This is a genomic window from Methanomassiliicoccaceae archaeon DOK (genome assembly GCA_009911715.1).
GTDB lineage: Archaea > Thermoplasmatota > Thermoplasmata > Methanomassiliicoccales > Methanomethylophilaceae > Methanoprimaticola.
This window is the reverse complement of record CP047880.1, coordinates 1,186,795-1,207,980: the sequence shown is the minus strand read 5'-3', so window position 1 is coordinate 1,207,980 and position 21,186 is coordinate 1,186,795. Positions and strand designations below refer to the sequence as shown.

The following is a 21,186-nucleotide window of genomic DNA, read 5'->3' as shown; positions in this document are numbered from 1 at the left end:
TAGAACATCGACGAGATCCAATCGTCTCGCTGATGGTAGATTGACGGGAGAAGTATAAAAAACCGATATTTTGGAGATTGGAAAACCATCGGAATCAAGGTATGTTTATTGAAGTTCTTGAATTTCACATTTTTAATTCTTATTCGTTCTCTCAACGTTTCCTATAATATCGAATGTTTGTACGATACCATAATATCCGCGACTACGATGCTATGCTCAGATATCGATGAAGGTCTCGATAAAGAATGTCGGTTGCCTGAGCAAAGTTGAGTTCATAGCCGGGAACATCACAGTCATTTCCGGGCAGAACAGCACTGGCAAGAGCACCATACTTAAGGCTCTGTACTCGGTATTGGTGTGTCCGAGCGATTTCGAACTCATCAAGAACAATCAGATCGATGAGACCTTGGATTTGCTAATGTTCAGGCACTCGGATGAGGATCGGAGCCGTCTACTCGGAGATGTCGATGAATCCGAGTATCTTGAAATCATAGATTATTTACGCAAGCATATTGATGATGAAGATAAGCAGGACAAGCAGAGCCTGGAATATGCTATCGATTTGAAAGAAGGTAAAGTGGACGACGACTTTTATGGAAAAATCGTCCGTAGAAGAATCAATTCAGAGTTTGAGAGCGTTTCTCAATTCAGGAATGTCGATTCAGAGAATATTGCCTCGGTAAGCATCACAGGGGGGCCTTCGATGTCCTGCAACGTTCGCAAGAGAGGTGAGATCTCTTGCAAGGGAAACAGGAGGCGCATACCTCGCGTCGTATATTTTGACTCCCCTTTCAACGTCGATGATAGCCTGATATGGTCTATCAGGCGTACCAATCACCGTACGGACGTGTGGCGTTTGCTCAACATGGACTCAGGCAACATCATAATGAAAGGGACGTACCGTTCTAACTTAGAGAAGTTGGACAAGGTCATGGACGAATCCATTCCAGGAATGTTCATCAACACCAAGAACGGTCTGAGATACAAATCGCCCGGGGGGCATATTCTAAGTCCAAGGAATGTTGCGTCTGGCATCAAGGTATTTGGAACTATCCGCAAGCTCGTGGACAACGGACAGCTCTACGAAGGCTCGATCCTGTTACTGGACGAACCAGAGGTCCATCTCCACCCGCAATGGATCAACGTCCTAGGCAACATTCTGGTTATCTTGGCTCGTGACCTCAACATCAGGATAATTATGACCACGCACAGTCCACAGTTGCTTATGTCCGTGGAAGCAAATAGTAGAGGGGACGATGATCTTGCCCGGTACTATCATCTTTCCTATGGAGATGACGGAGAGGTAGTTATGAGGGATGTCAGTGGAAATCTGAACAGCGTCTACCAGGAGATGTCCGACCCTATACAGGAGACTGCTTCGAGGTTCTGGTGATGAGTACTGCTTAGTGGTATCTGGAAGCCGGTGACGTGAAACCTGTTAAGCTCCTCTCTGACGATCTCCATGATGATTTCTCAGAATTGGATGAAGGGATTGTAGGCATAGACTATGATCATGTAGTCGCGAGGGCCTGTAAGGGTCGCGGATTCAGGCCATGCAGTGTGGATTGCATCTGTATCAGTGGAAAAACCACGTATTTCATAGAGTTCAAGTCTCTGGGGACAGAACATAAACTGAAGGAAATCATAGAGCAACTGCCGTGTAAGGCGATGGAATCACTATATTTCTTCAACGGTTTCGTGAAGAGGAATCCTACAGAGAAAAAAGTTCTCTGGGTAGTGTCGCAGGATGTCCGCGATGATATCACCGCGGCACTGAGCGCAAATGCCATGAGCGTGCCTATTTCCAGTTGTCTGAAACGTTACAATGGTAAGAAGGACGCTGCCAACAACACGCTCTATTACGATGAGGTTAGAGTTCTCGGTGTGAAGGAGTTCACGAAAAAGGCGGGTGACAAGCTCAAAGGATCCACCGTAGAACGCATCTTCAAGAACATATAGAGCTTGTCCTCGGAAATGACGGACGTTCCAAGTACGGATGACGGTGCCAGCCCAGAGGTCTCGGCTCATATCAGTGGAGCTGAATGAAGAGCCTACGAAGATTATGAGTATCATTGTCTAGATGTCGCCAGAACAATCACGAACGAATAGGAATTGTTTGAAGAGATGACTTCGTGTTCTTTGAGCATTTCATAGTGTTTAACAGTCGATGTGAAACTGTCAGTTAGACAATATAGGACCTAGCTAATCTCAATCCTATGGTTGTTTGCCTGGTGTTCATCCAGAAAGCCGTATTTTCTGTATTGACATATGTTTTGACGATCTTCGTCGTGTAAAATCCGTTCATTCAAAAATTGTGAACACCCGAACCTAACACGTAATTGTGTTCAGTCCAAGTGTTCACGATTGTGCATCTAGAGTTTACTCAGTTAATCCGATATATCTCCAGATACATCCATTGTTATTATGTTCGACGACCGAAATGGACTTGTCGGTATCGACGAGCCATTTCAGCATGCCGATGGCCATGGAAACAACGGAATGGACGGAGAACACGGATGCGAAGTGCATCCGCGTCTTCGAGGCGCATCCCATGCCTCTAGAACATCGACGAGATCCAATCGTCTCGCTGATAGTGAATTGACGGACGGAATATAAAATACCCCGACATGCGCCGGGGTTTTGGTTTAAATTGGCTCAGAGGGCCTCGTCGATGCAGTCCGTGGCGCTTTTTACCAGTCTTGGATCGGCGTTTATGTAGCACTTCAGAGTGGTGTCCAGGGACTGATGACGCATCATGCGACGTATGGTGTCTAGTTTTACACCGTTATCGTTCATTGTCGTCGCGAACAGCCTCCTGAGGCTGTGTGTGGTCACCTCCACGTCCGCCCTCTTACCGAGGCGGTAGACCATGTCCCCGATAGTGTCTGGCGGGATTGGCTCGCTTGCGTAGGTAAAACGTCTGATCAGAAGGTGGCCGTGGGAGTTGTCGCCGTACTCGTCGATTATTCTCTGTCTCATCGGCATGTACGCTTCCATCGCCTCCCTGACGATCCTCGGCATAGGCATCGTGTCCACCTTGCCGTTAGGGCCGTGACCCTTGCCGCGCACCAGGATGGAGTCCTCGGAGATATCGTTCAGTTTCAAATTGGCGATTTCTGCACGGCGGAGGCCCATTGCGGCGCCGAGGGCAAGAACCAGCATCTCGTCCGGTTCAGCGACGGACTTGAGTCTCCTCCACTCCTCTGTTTGGATGAAGACACGGTTGACCTTCTGACCCTTGTTCCACACGATCTTCGCTGCCTCGTAAGGGTTGCTGCCAGTAAGGAAGTGGATGAAGTTCCCGAATGTGGACATGTATGTCCTCGCTGTGGACTGGTTCACGTCTTCGAAGAGGTCCCGGAGGTAGTACATGTCGTCGGGGATGATGTTCTCCAGCCTCCCGTTCCATCCGCTCCCCAAGAGGCGGGAGATGCATGCCATGCAGTAGTCGACTTTGTTGGACACGGTGGTGTCACGCATCCCGCGTTGGTAGAGGGATCTCGCGTAGTTCTCCAGCTCCCCCTCGAAGGGGTTCCCACGGATGATGGTCAGGATGTACTTGGAGTAATCCGTCTGGCGTTCGGGTACCGTCAGCTGACGGTACGGATCGGGTCCGCCGGTGATGAAGTGCACGAACCTGCCGAGGGAGCACAGGTTGAACTTGCGGTGAGCGTAGTTCTTGCCGGCCATCTCGAAGTCCAGTCTCTCGATGACGTCCTCATCCACATCCTCGGGATGACGGTCACCGAATATCGGGAACATGAGCTTCCAGCAGTGGCGGACGCACCTGGCGCTCTTGACGGTCGCCTCCTCGCGGTAGCCGAATCCGACCATCCACGCGCGGTAGCGCTCGAGGTCGGAGTCGAAGTCCGAGGTCAGGTGATACGGTGTCGGGCCGGGTTCCGGACGGCCGGAATCCACTGCTCTAACGAACATGTGCCAGGCGCTCATATAGCGCTGCCTGGTCAGAGGCTTCAGCTCGGACATCCTGGATTCAAGCTCCTCCTGCACGATCGTGCAGTCATCCCTCGGTGATATCCTTCCGCCGAGCACCTTCAGGCAGTGGTTGGAGTACTGGACGTAGCGGTCGATGGTTGCCGGTGAGGAGCCCTGGTTCTCGAGGAAGATCCTGAGGGTCTCGATGTCCGTCTGGTGCTCCCAGCTGTTCATGTATGTTCCCGTTGCTTCGTGGTCTGACATTTCATTCTCCTAAACATCTCATGCTTCCACATCCTCCGATGCAGTTCACATCAGTCTGCGAACTAGAGATTGAAGTCCAAATTATTTAAAGCCTACTTTTGTATGTATTATTATTACAATCGTAGGTACAGACCATGTTTTAAACTAAACATGTACGTTCCAAACCTACAATTAAATAGCCATACACGGATTGTAAAACATGGCGAGTCCGTTCACCGTCTACGTCCGTCCGGACCTCTACGAATGGTGCGAGACGAAGGTCTCCGAGGGGAGGTTCCGGTCGTTCTCGGACGTGGTGGACTACGCCATGGGATTCTACTTCGACTCCATTATGAGGGACAGGGTCAAGGGTGTGACGAAGATCCCCCGTGGAGAGGCGATCAAGAAGTCGGTCCGCGTGAACCAGTACGTGATGGAAGGTCTGATGGCGACGGGATTCTTCGACCGTGCCGAGATCGTGGACTACGCCCTGGATTTCTACCGCAGGTGGTTGGAGAACGACGGATGAGCAGTACTTCGTACTACCGGATTCATCCATCATCTTAAAAATGCACGTTGCAGTTAAATTCTGTTAATGCCATGAGTGGCGAGATGTCGGAGACCAAGATCATCGCGATGCCAGTGCCGCGTCTGCTCGCCGCGGACGTAGCCTTCTACACCGGGGAAACGGGTCTGTTCCTGAACGAGAAGGACCTGGTGTTGCACGCGGTGCGCTCGCTCTTCCTCGACACGTACAAAGGGTACGACGGTGAGCTGGAGACGTGGATGGAGTCGTACAAGGATTACGAGAATTTCAGTCCCGAACAGGGTCGCATAGAGGTCGAGGTCCCGGAGGAGCTGTTCGACGCTATCACTGACATCTATCCCGACAGGGGCTACGGTTTCTCCGAGTTCGTCTGTATCGCGCTGACGAGACAGATCAGTTTCCTGACTCAGTACTGTGAGGACGAGCTTGAGTGATCCTGCTGTGACGGTCTCCCTCCTATGGCCATTCCCCGCAGTAGTCCATCTCCTCGATGATATCCATGGTCTCTGATGCGAGTTCAAGATTGGGGATGACAGAGATCACGAATTCGAAAGACGGCACGGAATCATCGTCCGTGGAGTCGAGGATAGCCAGGATGTTCTCCTCGATCTTCCTGTCCTCGTATTCCACCATCCGTAGCCATTCTCTCGTTGCGCGGGATTCCGAGAACCTCGGCCTGCGACGTCTGTGCCTGGACATGGGAATGCGATTAATCCAAGGGATATACAACAGATTCCATGAGAGCTGAGAAAGGCACGGTTTGACCCCCGTGCCAGGGGTAAGCGGTTTCTCAGGTTTCTGTTCAGTCCCTTCTGCTTATGATAAGGAACGCGGCCATCAGCGCTGCTACCACAGCCGCGGCGGCGCAGGCGACGATCTTCACGGTGTCATCATCCGACGATCCCGGTTCTTCGACGATGGCCGGGGGGAGTGGGACGTAGTCATCTTCATCATCAACGGGTGGAACGACTACAGGGGTGTCATCCTCACCCGGAGACGGCTCTGGATCCTCTGGCACGATCATCGACCTGTCTCCCACGAAGTAGTAGGAGAAGTGGTTCGTGAAGAACGTGATGATGTTGTCAGCGAACTTGGTCACCATATCATGCAGCACACCCTCATCATCGACGTAGAACACGATCACATCGTCCGCATCGATCCCTTCGGGGAGGCTGTATTTCATGTGGACCTCCACCGTTCCTCCCAGTTCGTGGATCGGGTCAGATCCTACAGTGGCTGAAAGCTCGATGATCGTGGAATTCTCGGGAACGGACTGCTGCTGAGTGTCATTCAGGTCGGCGTGTTCAGCGGAACTCACGGATATGGAGACACTCTGGTCAGAGGCGAGCGTGTTTGCGACGGTCTTGTCCGCCACAATCTTCGCCGTATCGTTGGAGATCTCCAGTTTCGCTTCGGATGAGGAGATGGCTTCCATCGCTTCGGGGGCGATAGTTACCTTGTCGTTGTTACCGATGCTTATCGAGACGGTCTTGTCGTTAGCAGATTTGATGCTTTCGACCGCTACGGTGACGTCTCCTACAGGGATATCAACGATATCTCCAGTCTGAGACCGAGTCGCATCGATTGTGGCGGATGCGGTGCTTTCGATCTCTTTTCCGGAGGAGTCCTTCCCGGTGGTGATGACCGTCGTAACGGTATTGCCGGATGTTGTGGTCTCGCTCTTCTCGGTGGTCTCTGACATGGATCCGTCCTCTTCGACGACGGTCTCCGTCTTGGACCCGTCGGAGTTCTCAGTGGTCGTGCTGGAACCTCCGTTCTCGGTAGCGGTGTATGTCGTTTTCGCAGTCGCAATGCCGGAGACCGAGATTTCTCCAGAAGTGGTTGTGAGAGTGACTGTGACGGTATACTCTCCGCTCTCCGTAACGGTGATGGTTTCCTTGTCTTCGTCGTTGCTCCAGGCATAGGTCGTCTCGCCGCTCGCAGAGGACTCGACAATCGCCCTGAGTGAAGTGGTGCCGTCCTCAACCGAAACGGATATCGTCACGGACAGTTCGGTAATCTCGGCCGTCACGGTGACGCTGGTGTCTTCTGTGACGGCGGCGGTTTTGTCCCATGTCCCGAAGTCGTACACGCAACCTGCCGGGAGCTCGGGGAGCACATCAGTGCTGGGGGCAAAGCCTTCAGGGACAGTCTCCGTGTACTCCTTTTCGTTGAACGTGTATGTGATCGTATACATGTTCGTGACATCGAACATCGTTCCTTTCTCGATGAGTCCCTTCCCCTCGACGAGGTATGCCAGGACGCTTTCGTCCGAGAACGAGCCCCCGGAGATGAATTCTCCAGTGACCTCACCCTTCTCGGTTACTATGGCGGGGTATGTATCGCTGTTCACGTCCTTCCCGGTGGATGTGAAACTTCCTCCGCTGATGGAGAAGTCGAAAGTGGGCATGACGGTTTCCTCATCGGCATGTGCCTGTGCGAACGCCACCGCGCCGGTGAAGGTTCCACCGGAGATGTCGACGCTCATCGAATCGATTCCGCTGTACGGGGAGATCGCTACCGCAGCACCGAGGACTGTGCTTCCTCCCCCGTCAGGGGTTTCGTGTACGGAATATTTCGAGGCGGTGGCCTCGATGACGGTCTTATCTCCGGATATCTCCAGGGAGCCCTTGCGGACTTCGATTCCGGTTCCTCCCTTGACTGTGGAATCTGTGATGGTCAGGGAGCCTTCTGCAGGGAAGTAGATTCCAACGCCTGTGGACGATGTGCAGACCACACTTGAGCCGTTGATGACCTTGACCTGGATGTTCTCGCAGGTTCCGTTGCTGTATATTGCATACATGTTGTCCGCGGTCAGCTGGACGTTGTCCAGAGTCAGCGACACGTTGTTCTCGATGGTGCCACCGCTGTGTACCAGCCCTGGAGCGATTCCAGAAACGTTGGTCTCAATCTTCCCGTTCTTTATTGTGAGTGTCGTCTCGCCGTAGATTGTGACGGCGGCCTGTAGATTGTCAGGGTCGATGGTGGTGTTGTATGTGACGGTGTAGCCGTCAAGATCGAGAGTGTAGGTTCTGGGAGAATCGAGTACGATGTTGCCCGTGTAGTTGTTCAGCATCTTAGCATAGCCGTCGTCGCTGTTTCTGAGCGCGGCTGAGGCTGTGCCGTAGACGTACTCCACATCATTTACGGTTGCGACGAATCCCCCGTTGACGAAGCAGTCTCTGATGTTCTCTGTGAACAGGGCAGAGGAGCCAGAACCCAGCTTGATTAGGTCTCTTCCTTCTGTGGATTCCAGTGTGACACTGCCTTCGACCTTTATGTAGACAGAGTTTTTGCTGTTCCCGCTGCTGATCGATACGGGGTAGCTTGCCTCGATGGTGGATTCTGTATCGGATGTGATGACTATGGTGTTCGTGTTCGAGGAATCATAGGTGCCGGTTCCCTTTGCTATGTTGATTCCGTAACCGGATGTCCCAGTCTTCGTGCAGGTAACATCACACCCGTTGAGGTCGATGGTACCGTAGTAGATGTTGACGGTGACCACTCTGTCTCCTTTGTAATCCTCAAGCAGTGTCAGAGTGTCGCCGCTCTCCATGGCCTTTCCGGCGCTAATGAGGGTGGGGTACAGATTGACGGTTCCGTCGGATTTCGTGATTGAGGCTTTGGCGTGGTCATCGGTGAATGGAACTACGATCCAATAACCGGAACTGTCCGACTGGGCGGCGTATTTACTGGGGAGATAATTCTCAGGAGAGCTCTCGAATTTGCCGCCGTTGAACTGGCTGTCAGCGCCGAAGTCTCCGTTGACCTTTCCAACGATACCCGAGACCATCATGACATCAAGTCCGTTGGGATTCAGAGAGTACAGATATGGGGATGTGTCGGCCGTACCGATAGTTGCACTGCCATTGGTGGAAAGCTTGAGGGCGGCGTAAGAGGAGTTTGCCGTTTCAGTTGCACCTATGGTTCCGGCAGTTATGGTGGCTGAGCCCATCACGAAAACTCCCTGTCCCTTGGAACCTTCTATGGTTCCTCCGGTCATCTCGAATGCACCGCTTCCATATACCCTGATGATGGTATCAGCGGAGCTTTCCATGTTGCCGGACTCCAATTTCAAGGTTCCGTAGACGTCGATAGCGTACTGCTTCGACGTGGAGAACAGACCCGTGCCTTCGGCACTGCTGTCTTCAATTGTTAAAGTCATATCTTTGGCGACGGTAAGGGTCGTGGATGTCGTCAATGTGAATCCGTTGAGATCCAAGGTCACTGACTTGTTTATGTTCAGCTTATCATCGGCGATGAAGGTTGCGTTGGTGTTCAACTGTATAGTGCCCGCATTGGACACGTTGGTCAACGCGTCACCGAGTGTAGGATAGTCCGTTCCGTCCACGACTGTGAACGGATTAGCTTCGTCCGCCTCGACTTCGGATGCCGGAACGGACAGAACGATCATTGCCACCGCAGCCAAAATCGCAGCGATGGTCAGTATTTTCTCTTTCATTTCTTCTCCTTGTCGGAGGGCGAAGGGTTGAGCCAGGGTCTGGTCCCCCCCCCCCGCGAAAATCTTTGGACGTGGAATATGCTCTAAATGATTTATAGTATATCTTGAAGAAGAGGGGAATGGCACAGTACGAACCCCTGTGCCGGGGGTAAGAGGTTATTCAGGTTTCCGTTCAATCCCTTCTGCTGATGATGAGGAACGCTGCCATCAGCGCTGCCACCACAGCCGCGGCGGCGCAGGCGACGATCTTTACGGTGTCGTCTCCGCCGGATGATCCGGATCCGTCGGTGTCGACGATCGGCGGAAGCGGGACGTAGTCGTCATCGTCATCCACCGGCGGGACGACCACGGGCTGGTCGTCCTCTCCGGGAGAGGGCTCCGGATCCACAGAGGGAATCATGGACCTGTCTCCCACGAAGTAGTAGGAGAAGTGGGTGGTGTAGAACGTCAGGATTCCTTCGGCGTACACTGTTCTCATCTGATGGAGCGCACCGTCGTCGTCGACGTAGAACACGATCACATCGTCCGCATCGATCCCGGACGGGAGTGTGTAGGTCATGGTGACCTCCACGGTTCCGTTCAGATCGTGGACGGGACTTGTTCCCACAGTGGCTGAGAGCTCGACGATTGTTGAGTTCTCTGGCACGGACTGCTGCTGCGATTCGTTCAGGTTGTCATGGGTTGCCGAGCCCACCGTGATGGAGACGTCTCCTGTGGAGAGGGTCTCGATAACATCGCCGTCGGCGACGACGGTCGCGTTTTCATTGGAGATCTCGAGCACCGCGTTGGACTCTGCAATGGCGGAGATCGCGGCGGAACCCATCGTGACGGTGTCGTTCTCTCCGATGTTGACGGAGATCGTGTTGGTGGTGGTGCCGGCAGAGGCTATGCTTTCAATGACGGAGTTAACATCCTCCTCGGGCAGTGAGACGCTTCCAGAAGTTCCGGAAGCGGCCTCTATGGTGACCTCTGTTGAGCTGGTCGTCTGGCTTCCGGAAGGATCACTCCCGGTCGTGGTGACCGTGGTGATCTCGTTGCCAGTTTCCGTGGTCTCAGTCTTGGTGGTCGTCTCGGTGACCGAACCGTCGGAGTCGGTCTCCACAGTGGTGGTGGAACCGTCGGGGTTCGTGGTGGTCGTGGTGGTGCTTCCGCTTTCGGAAGGTGTGTAGGTGACCGATGCGTTCGCTTTTCCGGTGACGGTGACATCGCCGCTTGTGACGGTGAGGGTCACGGTGACGTCGTAGGTTCCGCCGACAGACGGTGTGATGCTCTCCGTGGCCTCTCCGGAGGACCATGTGTACGCCGGAGTGCCGCTCGCGGTGGAGTCCACAGTCGCAGTAAGTGTTGTAACCCCATCAACGGTGGATGTGCCGATGGCGACCGTCAGGGATGTGATCTCGGCCTTCACCGAGACGCTGACGTCTTCTGTGACGGGGGCCGTTTTATCCCACTCTCCGAAATCATACTCGCATCCTTCAGGAAGCGTAGGCAGAGCCGGAATCGTGTTCTGTGTGGCCGTCTGTCCGCTGATGACCTTCTCTATGTAAGTGGTGTCGTTGAACGTGTATGTGACGGTGTGGACGTCCACGACATCGAACATCGTTCCATTCTCGACGAGTCCCTTCCCCTCGACGAGGTATGCCAGGACGCTGTCGTCCGAGAACGAGCCCCCGGACACCTGGACGTTCGTCTCCGTGCCTGTCAGGGGGTCGATGATGTTGTCCGATGAGATGTTGAACGTGCCGCCGGTGATGGTCACGTCTCCGATGCCGACGCCTCCGGACATCATCTGGATTCCGACAGGGCCGGAGAACGTTCCATCGGAGATCGTCAGTTGGCCCTTGTCCATGGTGCCGTCGATCTTCCCGTTGAGGATGACCGCTTTGGCATCGCTCGTGGCGCTGAACGTACCCTTCTCGATGGTGGCGATGTTCCAGTTGAGGATGGTCGCCTGGACCGAGTTGGTGAGCTCTCCTCCCTGTACAAGGAGTTCTCCGTAGTCGTCGTTCTTGACGGCGTTCAGTCCGCCGTCGATCTTCCCGCTGACGATGGTCAGCTTCGCGTTGGTGCCTGCGTAGACCGCGAGGTCGTTGTTGCCTGGGGTGCCCTGGGCGGAGCCGCTGTACCAGCCGTTGTTGATGCAGCTGGAGAACCCGCCACCGTTCCTCACGGTGGCTCCGTCGATCGTCATGTCACCGTGGTTCTTGATGGTGTACCATGAGTTGTTCCCGGATGTGTCGGGGCCGGTGCCGGTCTCGTTGGTCCTGTCGAAGGTTCCGCCGTTGAGGGTCACCTTGGTGCCGGGGTATGCTGCGAGGGCGGCTTTTTGGTGGGTGAGGTTCTGGACTGTACCCTTGCCTTTTACCGTGAGCTCCCCGGACTTCACCGTGATGGTGTGGTCGTCGACGTTGGTGACCGTCTTGCCGTTGAGGTCCAGAGTCACAGTCTGTCCGTCTACGACCACGTTCTCCTTGGTGTCGCCGACCAGGGTGATCTCCTCGTTGTCGTCGTCGATGGCCGCCTGGAGGCTGTTGTAGATCCTGTCCCCGGCCTGGGCCACCGCGAGTCCGGCGGTGATGTTGGCTCCGTTGTTTCCGTAGAAGAACAGGTCGTTGGTCGTGGAGTTGAGGTTGCTGAACGTGCAGGCCGAATCGTACACGAGGTTGACACCGTTCTCGGGATCGGGATTGGCCCACATGTACACCGCGGAGTAGTTCGCGCCGTATGTTCCGTCAGAGATGACGTCGGTGTCGATGAGGGTGACGTCCGTGGGATAGTTGTAGGATGCGTTGTCCCTGTTCCCGAGGACCAGTGCGCCGAGTTTGATGGAGTTCCCGGTCCCCCAGGGCTCGGAATCATAGTATGTCTCCCAGCCGGAGAGGTTCATCGTGTTCGTGATCGTGGATCCGGATATCACGGCCGTTCCGCCTCTCACGATGACCCCGTGGAAGTATCCCTGGACGGTGCTGTCGGTTATCGTCAGGGATCCCGGGACGTTGTAGAATACGGCTGTTCCAGCGGCACTGGAGTCGGAATCCGCGTAGATTCCCGAATCACTGATTTTTATGTCAACATAGTAGTTGGAGCTCGAACCGGCGTTGGTCCCGATGCAGAATCCGACTGCATGGACAACAGATCCGTTCTTGACTGTGACGGAGGCAGCGTCCCCACTCGGGAACAGTCCCGTGGCTTTGGTGTAGTAGTTCACATCGTTGAGCGTCACAGAGCATCCCGTGTTTACGGCAATGGATGCCTCATTGGCCGCTCCGATGTACAGTCCGTTGAGTGTTCCGTTCTCGAAGGTCAGTGACGATGCGTTGATCAGCTTGATCCTCTCGAAAGATAGGATCTTTGTGTTGAGGTCTATGGTAACGCTTTCGGCGTCCAGGTTCAGATTAGTAATCTGGTAGTCGTTCAGTAGGGTCAACGTTTTATTGGAAGATATCGCTGCGTCGACGGCGACTTCGAAGTCCGTATAGGGTGTTCCGTCCACTTTTGCGATAGCGGTCCCGGCTTCGGGATTCGAAGCGGGCACCGGTTCCTGTATGTCTGCTGGGGCAGCATCAGAGGAGTCCGCCATCATGGCAACTCCCGCTGTTGCTGTCAGAAGCACGACAAGCAGTGCTATTGCTTTCGTTATACTGTTCATGCTTCCTCCGCACGGAGGGACGTAGGGGGGATCGACCTGGGTCGCCCCCCCCCCCATCCGTGAAAATCTGCGACACGTAATATGCTCTTATCCTCTTAAATTGTAATGTAGTGTTCAGTGATGTTCAATATATAGAACATATATAATTCACATAGTGTGCTTCTCGTATCCATAGGATCGCTAACGATGGCATCGGGTTTATGTGTCGAGGAAATGTGGTTTTTACCGAAGATGTAGAATCATGATGGGCACGGTACCAACCCCCGTGCCATGGGAAAGCGGTTTCTCAGGTTGCTGTTCAGTTCCTTCTGCGCTCGAGAATCAGGAATGCTGCCATCAGTGCCGCGACCACAGCAGCCGCGGCGCAGGCGACGATTTCTGTCGTGTTGTCGCGTTCAGGTTCCTCATAGATTACCGGGGGTAGCGGAACATAGTCGTCGTCATCGTTCCAGCCCGGATTGTACGGAGGAGCTTCGGATTCGTGGATGTTGAGCCCTCCCCCGCTTCTATCCACGAAATCCGATGCGAAGGTTACTGCGCTTTCATCGGCCGTAAAGGACATGTTGGGCCCCAATACGCCGGATACACGGGCGGTTCCGGATATCAGTTCTATCGAGATTCTTCCGGACTCTCTGTTTTCGTCTGTATTCCCTGTTGAACGGACTCTGGACCCATCGGAGAGGGCCAGACTGAGGTTCTCGTCTCCGTGCCTGTCACTTCCCCAGATAGACAGAGATGTCTCTCCATATGCAGTCAGGTCGATCGGGAACGCCGAGTTGTAGTCCCTGAGCTCTTCCTGGTTGTCTCCAGTGATGTTGGGTTCGCTTCCGAGAACGATATCCCTGGGAGCAGAGGAATCCGAGAAATCGAGTCCATCCATCGTCACACCTAAGATAGTTGCGTCGCCCCAGACGTTTGGGTCGTCACCGGCACCGCCGCGCTGAGCGATCTTCAGGGCGGCAAGGGAGCCGGAGGTTCCCTTGAAAGTGACATCCCTTATAGTGATGCTGTTGCATTCGACCCCGGTGACATCGATGTCCACTGCGTAGTCCCCTCTGTCATAGTACTTCAGGCTGTCAGATTCTGGATCCTCACCCCATGTCTGCCAATGGGGTGTGAAGGCGCAGTTCTCGATCAGAACGTCAGAGATGAGGACATCGGACACCGTATGGATGTAGATCCCCTTGGAGCCGTAGTTCCTGATCTCGGAGTCGGTGATGGAGAAGTCCACGATGCGAGGGTCGTCCACTGCCGGTCTCTGGTTCATGATGACTATACCGTAGCCGTTGTTGGCATCTTCTCCGTCGTATACGTTCCCGGTTCCGAACACCGATCCGTCGAGGGTCAGCCCTTGGATGGATACTGAGTAGTTCGCGCTTTCCTCACTCTGGAATGTGCTGTCGAACCAAAGCTCCCCGTAGATTGTGTGCCCGTTCCCGTTTATGATGATGGAATCGTAGTCTTTAACGTCCAGGTTCTCAAAATAGACGATGTGGTTGCCCGTGATGCGGTAATCTCTGGTGAGCTCGAATGTCACTGTGCGGTCATTATATTCGGCATTGTCGAGGAATTGGTCCGATGTCACATCGAATACGACACCCTCCTTACCTACGACGTCCCCATTGTCACCAATCTCCAGCCCTTCACCCAACAGATCTTTGGAAACATCTCCTTGGAAGTTTCCGTTCATGATGGTGATCGTTGATTCGGCAGGAGTGTTCCAGTCAGAAATCGTGGTTCCGTCCAAGGAATATGCTTTTGCTGCAACTCCAGACGAAGAATTGAACTTTCCACCGTTTACTGTTATATGTTCTATGTGGTATGCACCATTGCGGTTAATGACAGACAGTGCAGCGCCATCCACTACAGGCCCGTCGTTCTCTTTCTTTTCTTCTTCAACCCCTGTTGCATTGACCTCTACATCGCCAGAAACAGATAAGCTTCCTCCACAAACCTGCAGTCCAGATAAACCTGTGAATGTTCCACCAGACAGGTCGAAGTCCCCGTTAGGTATGTAAACTGCAACCGATCCTGTGCTAATGTAATTTCCGCTGTCAATTTTCATTGATGTTCCTGACAATGTTCCGTTCGACGCAAGTGCTGGTCCAACGGCCTTCACATCAACGTTGGAAATAGACACGTTGGCGTTATCGAATGTTGTTGCAATTCCATATGCAGTGGATTCCACACAAATGCCATCCAAGATGGCAGTTCCAAGAATATTCAATGCGGCAACATTGTTCGCACTGCCCGTATATTCTATCTTACCCTTTTCCTCCCCTGTATCAATCAGGGTCTGAGTGTTGGTAGCTATTGGCGTGTTTGCAGAACATGAAATGATATGCCCGTTGAGGTCCATTGTACCTACAAACGAGAGGGTTACTGTTTTTTCTAGAACAATATCTCCATCCAATGTGAGTTTCGCTGAATGGTTATTGCCAAAATTGCCTGATTGTGAAAAAATAGAGAGTCCGGTGTTAGAATTAATAAATGTGGTTGCATCAGTTGGTGATGCAATTACATTGCCGTTGCTATAAATCTCTCCTAACGCAAATGCTAATCTGCAGTTGGAAAGATCGAAGGTCTGTCCTTCTTTAACCTCGAGAGTATTGGATCCGAGAACTCTCATCTCGCTTTTAAGTTGAAGAGTACCGTTTTTAAAGTCGGCATTAAGGTTTCCTGAAAGATAGGCGCTGTCTTTATCAACTGTGAATTTCACCTGAGGTGTGTTGATTATCATATCATGAGACGGATCATATGTCACTGGAGCTGAGAATGATCTGTCGTCACCCTCAAATTCGGGATACCCACCTACGTATAAATCAGATGAGATATCAGAAGTGTTGATGGTGACATTATCACCTATTGTCAAGGAGATGTTTTCATCGTTGTTTCCGTAGCCCGGCATGTTGAACGCCACTATTCCGAATCCCCAGGCAACCGGGCCGTCATTTTCTTCTTTATTAGTGTCAATCGATCCACTGGTTTTGATTGAACAATTATCTATAGAACATGTTCCTCCACGTAAGTCAAAACCTGTTTTTCCCACAAATTCTCCGCCTGTCACTGTTAGTTCGCCAGAGCTTGGAAAGAAAACTGCTGCTGAATTCTCAGATTCAAAATATCCGTTGAATATGGATATGGTTGCATTAGAATTTGTACCATTTCCAGCTACTGCTGAGGTTCCAGCGATAATATTCGCGTTTTTGATTTGAAGTTCCCCATCAGTCCATACTCCGACGCCGTATCCCATGGCATCCACTTTTACGTTTTCAAGGACTAGTGTTGAATTGGCACGAACATCTATTATGCAACTAGCGTCATTGAGATTTTTAGAAGTCCCTGCTGAACCAAAGGATTGGTTTACAAGAGCCCCATTACCAGTTATGTAGATTGAAGAATCACCTTTGATGTCCAGAATGGTTCCTTCATTATTCTCGGCAGTGGGTCCAGTCAGAGTGAATCCATTCAGGTTCAGCGTAAAACTTTGATTGTCAACAACAACCACTGAGTCTAAAGTCACATTTCCATTCATCACGATTTTATCGTTAGAACCTAGGTTGTCAATGGACTCTGATAGTGAATTGAACGTGTTTTCACCAACAGTGAATGTTCCGCCAGTGTCTGCATCAGATTCATTAGACGGAATCATTACAATGGTCAGAGCAGCCATCGTTATAATAACGGCCATTGTTAGAATTTTATTTTTCATTTCTCCTCCAAACGGAGGGTAGGAGGAGAGACCTGTGTCGTCCCCCCCCCCGTAACTAATCGCTTGTAGAAGATTGTGATTTTATAAGTTAAAACTATGCCCGTTTTTTCATGGCTTGAGCAAAATCAGAATCATCTGAGGCACGGTACCATCCCCCGTGCCATGGGTAATTGGTTTCTTAGGTTACTGTTCAGTCCCTTCTGCTGATGATGAGGAACGCGGCCATCAGCGCTGCTACCACAGCCGCGGCGGCGCAGGCAACGATCTTCACTGTGTCGTCATCAGAGGATCCAGACTCATCGACAACAACCGGTGGGAGAGGGACGTAGTCGTCATCCGGGTCTATAGTCGGATAGCCAGGGTCAATGCTTGGAGTATCGGGATCAGTGGGCTCATCGGGACCCGGTTCTGGATCTATGGCCTCTGGTTCCATCTTGACTGGAATCACTTCATCCTTCCCATTCACTGTGAAGTCGATGGTCTTGTCAACATAGCCAGACTTGGTAAAGATGGCCGTGTAATCGCCGTCAGGCAACATGTAGGTCCCGTTTTCGCTGGTGTAGGGTGTACCATCGGGATCAGTGACATCCACGTCGTAACCATCGACGTTGACGTCGAATGTGACCTCGTACACTGAAGGCTCTGTCGCTGTTAGTGTCAACGGCACATCGCTGGTCGTGTATGTCTCTGTGATGCAATCATAACCGTCCGCAGCTGTCACACTGATCTTCAGGACGACTTCGGTCGAGATGTCCTTCACAGTGTAAGCGACGGTGCTTCCTGTAAGGATCTCTCCTCCGACGGTCCATACGCATGCATAGGCGAGGTACGGGTACGCGAAGAAGCTGGCAGTGAGGTTCACCGTCTGCCCTACAACCGGGTTCTCAACATCCACCTTGATCGTGGGTGTGAAGGGGGCGACCGTCCACTGGGCAGTGTATGTTTCCCCATCCTCGTACGCATCGATGTCCCAGGGGACCATGTTGAGTCCGCCCTTGGTGAACTCTGGGGGATTGATGGGGCTTCCGTTGACCAGAGGTACGGTTTCCGAGTCGTCGAACCCATCCGAGAAGGTGACCGAGCCGTCATCAGCGGACAGCGCCTGCACCTTGATGTCGACATCGGGGTTGTTCTTGCCCACAGTGAGGCTCTTCAGACAATCGGTGTCGAACTTTCCTGTGTCTGGGTAGGCGGCATTGTTCTTCAGAACGGTATCGTCTGCCAGGTAGAACTCCATAGTTCCCTTAACGTCAGACGATGGATCGTCTGAGGAATCATGTCCGTCGGTTCCGTAGTATATGAACCAGTAGTCGGAACCGCTGCTGCTTGTACAGGCTCCATTGTTCACGAGATTTGATCCTTCGTAGTTGATCAGTGTGAACTTCTTCGCCGCGGGGATGAAGAACATGTAGTTGTACTGTTCATCCGGCTCTCCTGTGCGCTCTCCAATCATCTCGCCGTGGTTGTGGACGACGAATGTGTTGTTCTGTTCCACAGGGGTTTCATCGCATTCGACTCCGACCCTCAGCAGATTTTCTCCGGATTCGATGGTTCCGTAGTTGTAGAGCTCGGTGTTCAGATACAGGGACGTGACGTTGTTCATTATCGCACTGCTGGGATCTGTCGATCCGTTGTAGATCGTGATCGATGCACATCCAGAGTAACCGGATTGTATGGTGCTGTTGTACCCATTGAAGAATGCGTCTGTGACCTCCCCTACCGTACTCTCGTTCCTGATGATGATCCCGTCTCCACCGTATACTCTGATGGTGCCGATGTCTCCGTTGTTGGTCAGGTCGAACCCGTCACCGTTCAGCCAGACGGAGTTATACTCGCCGTCTATCGTGACGGTTACGCCAGGAACGAATATTTTCGCGACAGAGGTGTTGGTGGTTTCCGATCCCATTGTTATGGAGGTGGCCACCTGCGTGTCGGCGGTGAACCCGAACACACGGTCCGGCAGGTCCAAGGGCCCGGGGGTCAACACCACGACATCCTCCATCGAGAACGCCACGCCGCTGTAGTTCAGGCCCACTCCCGACTCCATGCCGGTCTTGGGCATGGCATTCAGGAGGTCTTCGGTGGTGTCGAACGTCATGTTCCTGTACAGGATGTCCCTGCGGTCCGGTTCGGCGACGTCAATCACTGTGGCGGAGACGGCGATACCGGAGACGTTCTCACTGTATTCCTGCGAGGAGTTCGTCAGTTCTCCGGAGTTGGTGCATCCGTCGATCACGACCCTGTCGTTTATGGCACCGTGACCCATGATGCCCCCGACGAAGATCGCGCTTCCCTCGATGGTTCCATGGTTGTGGCAGTTCACGATGGATCCGGAGTAGTACTCACCGACGATACCGGACAGGTTTCCCGTCAACTTGGATCCAGATGTGGTCATCACCTTGCCGTAGTTCTTGGAGTTTGCGATGACGTTCTCTCCTGCAGTTGTTCCATATGAGCCCTGGAAGAATCCGACTATGCCACCGACGGACCCGTCGTAGGGATTGTCGATTTCTCCCATCGGATTGGAGGCCACGTACCCGCGGTTTTCGCAACCGTACACGACCACGGGTACGGAGCCGTTGATGTGTCCGATGATCCCTCCAAGACCTCCGATGTTGGCCCTGGCGGTCACAGTGGCTTCGTTGACGCATCCGGTCACCAGGCTCGGATGTCCCGTGTTTCCACGGATGCATCCCGCTATGCCACCAACGTTGTACGCGTCCGTATCTCTTTGGTAGCTCACATAGAATGTTCCCTTGGTAGAACATTCCTTCAGCACGACGGAGTAGCCTATTCCGATCACACCCCCGGTGGTGCTGCCTCCGAAAACATGTCCGTTGGTAACGGTAACCCCGGAGATGTATGTGTTGTCAGCATATCCTGCAAGTGCACCTACACGGGATCCGGTGGTGTCTATGCTGGCGTTCGAGATAACGAGGTCCTGGACCGTGGCCGTGTAGTTGGTCGGGTCCACGGCGGTCTCGGAATAGTTTCCATCATTATACACGTCGGATGTCGATGTGAACTTATTGTTGGGAGCTCCGACGATGTACCCGAACAGTCCGGCGTAAACATCGCCCTGCGATTCCATCTTGTCGATGGTGAGTCCTGTTATGGTGTGGATTGTAGTGCCGTCGTTACCCGAGAACGATCCAGTGAACGGGTGCACAGGGTTTCCGATGGGAATCCAATCGATTCTCGAGAGATCGATGTCGCTGCCGAGGGTGAGGGTGCAGTCTGCGAAGGTCTGGCCGGCGTTCACCATCAGCGAGAGTGTAAGGAGGTCGGTGGCCGAGTTCAGAGTGAATGCCTTAAGATTATGAACAATGACGCTCATGAACCAATCAAGGGATTCAGGGCCGTAGTTGGTGATGGAAATTCCCGTAGAAGATTGGGACGCATCCTCGAATCCGTAGCTGAGTTCGATATAATCATTATCTGCATCTAGATTCATGAGTCCCAATACAGGAACCGGGACGATGGGTTCGGCTTCACCGGAGCCGGAGTACAGCACATGATTTATGACATTTGAGAAGGTGTTCATCGCAACCAGCAGCTGCGTGCTGTCGCTGGATTTGACGCTGTTGTGGACCGACACCCCGTATTTCACGGAGTCCAGTTCGTTTATGCTGAAGATGATCTCCATGTCCTGGAGGTCCCCTCCGAACTGGAAGGCCATGGGTTTCTGATAATCGGTCACCCCGAGATCAGTGAATTTATTGTTGGAGACTACGAGATAGCGACCGTCATCGTTCTGGTTGATGATGGCGTTCAGGCCGCGGTCGTATCCTGTTATCACGTTGCGTTGGAACTCGAGGCAACCGGAGTTCGTGGTGACGGCGAATTTCCCTTCGCTCAGCGTGTTGTGTCCTTCATTTCCGGGTCCGTTGAACTTGCAATTCGTGATTGTGGTCACCCCGCCGGTAGTGGTGTCGTTTCCACCCAGGGTGCGGGTGAGTGCGGAGTTGTTGAAAGTGCAGTCGTAGAATGTCACGTTCCAGAAGTACCTGTGCAGAACCTCGGCGCTTTCGGTGTCAGTGTTGCTTGCAAAGGTCACATTGGACACAGTGAGGTTCGAGCTCGAGTGGTTGGCCTCCTTGACTTGGATGATCACTGAGTTCACAGTGCCTGAGCTTTCGATCTTGATCGTTGCAGGATTGCTCCCATCGGAGGTTATGTTCAGGTTCTTCCCGTTGAACGTCATCTCTCCCTGGGATTCGGTGAACGTCAGAACGTACTCGATGCCAGCTCCGAGGGTGATGTTGACGGTGTCCCCTGTGCCATACGAGTTGTCTGTTATCGCTTGTATCAGAGCGTTACCATCTTCGGGTTCCAGATCATGTGTCTGGACGGCTGCATCGTTGGATGGTGAAACGGATGCAGCGGTTACGGCAATCAGAATAGCTAAAACTAAGATTGCTGTGATTTTAGCCGGGTGGTTCATTTTTCCTCCTCGGGCGGAGGGACGGAGGGAGAAACAACCTGAGTCGCCCCCCCCCGCCGATAATCTGTTTATAATTACGAATGCACGTCCTATACTATAAAGAGTGTAGTATAAGCATCGCAGCCACTGTGGGGACGACAGGATTCCGAAATGGGTTGAAAATCGAGCATCGGAGAAATGGAAATTAATGTGG

10 protein-coding genes are annotated in these 21,186 nt (G+C 52.8%); 4 read left to right on the top strand and 6 right to left on the bottom strand.

Going from position 1 to position 21,186, the window contains the following annotated elements:
- The first annotated feature begins 226 nt into the window (after nucleotides 1–226).
- The gene (locus JS82_06150; GenBank protein ID QHK17712.1) at nucleotides 227–1,393 is read left to right on the top strand and encodes an AAA family ATPase; all 1,167 of its coding nucleotides are present in this window, start codon (nucleotides 227–229) and stop codon (nucleotides 1,391–1,393) included.
- A gap of 35 nt (nucleotides 1,394–1,428) precedes the next feature.
- The gene (locus tag JS82_06145; protein ID QHK17711.1) at nucleotides 1,429–1,959 is read left to right on the top strand and encodes a hypothetical protein; all 531 of its coding nucleotides are present in this window, start codon (nucleotides 1,429–1,431) and stop codon (nucleotides 1,957–1,959) included.
- Nucleotides 1,960–2,655: 696 nt separating this feature from the next.
- On the opposite strand, the gene JS82_06140 is transcribed toward JS82_06145, so the two are convergent.
- On the bottom strand, nucleotides 2,656–4,200 hold the full coding sequence (locus tag JS82_06140; GenBank protein QHK17710.1) for a tyrosine-type recombinase/integrase: 1,545 nt from the start codon (nucleotides 4,198–4,200) through the stop codon (nucleotides 2,656–2,658).
- A 199-nt stretch (nucleotides 4,201–4,399) separates the two neighbouring features.
- On the opposite strand from JS82_06140, the gene JS82_06135 reads away from it, so the two are divergent.
- Together JS82_06135 and JS82_06130 are read left to right on the top strand one after the other, a co-directional pair.
- Nucleotides 4,400–4,708, top strand: coding sequence for a hypothetical protein (locus JS82_06135; GenBank protein QHK17709.1), 309 nt, complete (start codon nucleotides 4,400–4,402; stop codon nucleotides 4,706–4,708).
- Between the two features lie 83 nt (nucleotides 4,709–4,791).
- Nucleotides 4,792–5,160 (top strand): hypothetical protein, encoded by a 369-nt coding sequence (locus JS82_06130; GenBank protein ID QHK17708.1) that lies wholly within the window; start codon nucleotides 4,792–4,794, stop codon nucleotides 5,158–5,160.
- A gap of 22 nt (nucleotides 5,161–5,182) precedes the next feature.
- Here the strand turns inward: JS82_06130 and JS82_06125 are convergent, their stop codons facing one another.
- From JS82_06125 to JS82_06105, 5 genes are all read right to left on the bottom strand, one after another.
- Nucleotides 5,183–5,425, bottom strand: a complete 243-nt coding sequence (locus tag JS82_06125; protein ID QHK17707.1) for a hypothetical protein — start codon at nucleotides 5,423–5,425, stop codon at nucleotides 5,183–5,185.
- A 103-nt stretch (nucleotides 5,426–5,528) separates the two neighbouring features.
- Nucleotides 5,529–9,188: a hypothetical protein gene (locus JS82_06120; GenBank protein ID QHK17706.1), complete on the bottom strand. Its 3,660-nt coding sequence runs from the start codon at nucleotides 9,186–9,188 to the stop codon at nucleotides 5,529–5,531.
- A 172-nt stretch (nucleotides 9,189–9,360) separates the two neighbouring features.
- Nucleotides 9,361–12,837 carry a hypothetical protein gene (locus tag JS82_06115; GenBank protein ID QHK17705.1) on the bottom strand — a complete coding sequence of 1,159 codons (3,477 nt, stop codon included), beginning with the start codon at nucleotides 12,835–12,837 and terminating at the stop codon, nucleotides 9,361–9,363.
- A gap of 298 nt (nucleotides 12,838–13,135) precedes the next feature.
- Nucleotides 13,136–16,549 (bottom strand): hypothetical protein, encoded by a 3,414-nt coding sequence (locus JS82_06110; GenBank protein QHK17704.1) that lies wholly within the window; start codon nucleotides 16,547–16,549, stop codon nucleotides 13,136–13,138.
- A 190-nt stretch (nucleotides 16,550–16,739) separates the two neighbouring features.
- The gene (locus JS82_06105) at nucleotides 16,740–20,993 is read right to left on the bottom strand and encodes a hypothetical protein (GenBank protein QHK17703.1); all 4,254 of its coding nucleotides are present in this window, start codon (nucleotides 20,991–20,993) and stop codon (nucleotides 16,740–16,742) included.
- Nucleotides 20,994–21,186 lie beyond the last annotated feature (193 nt).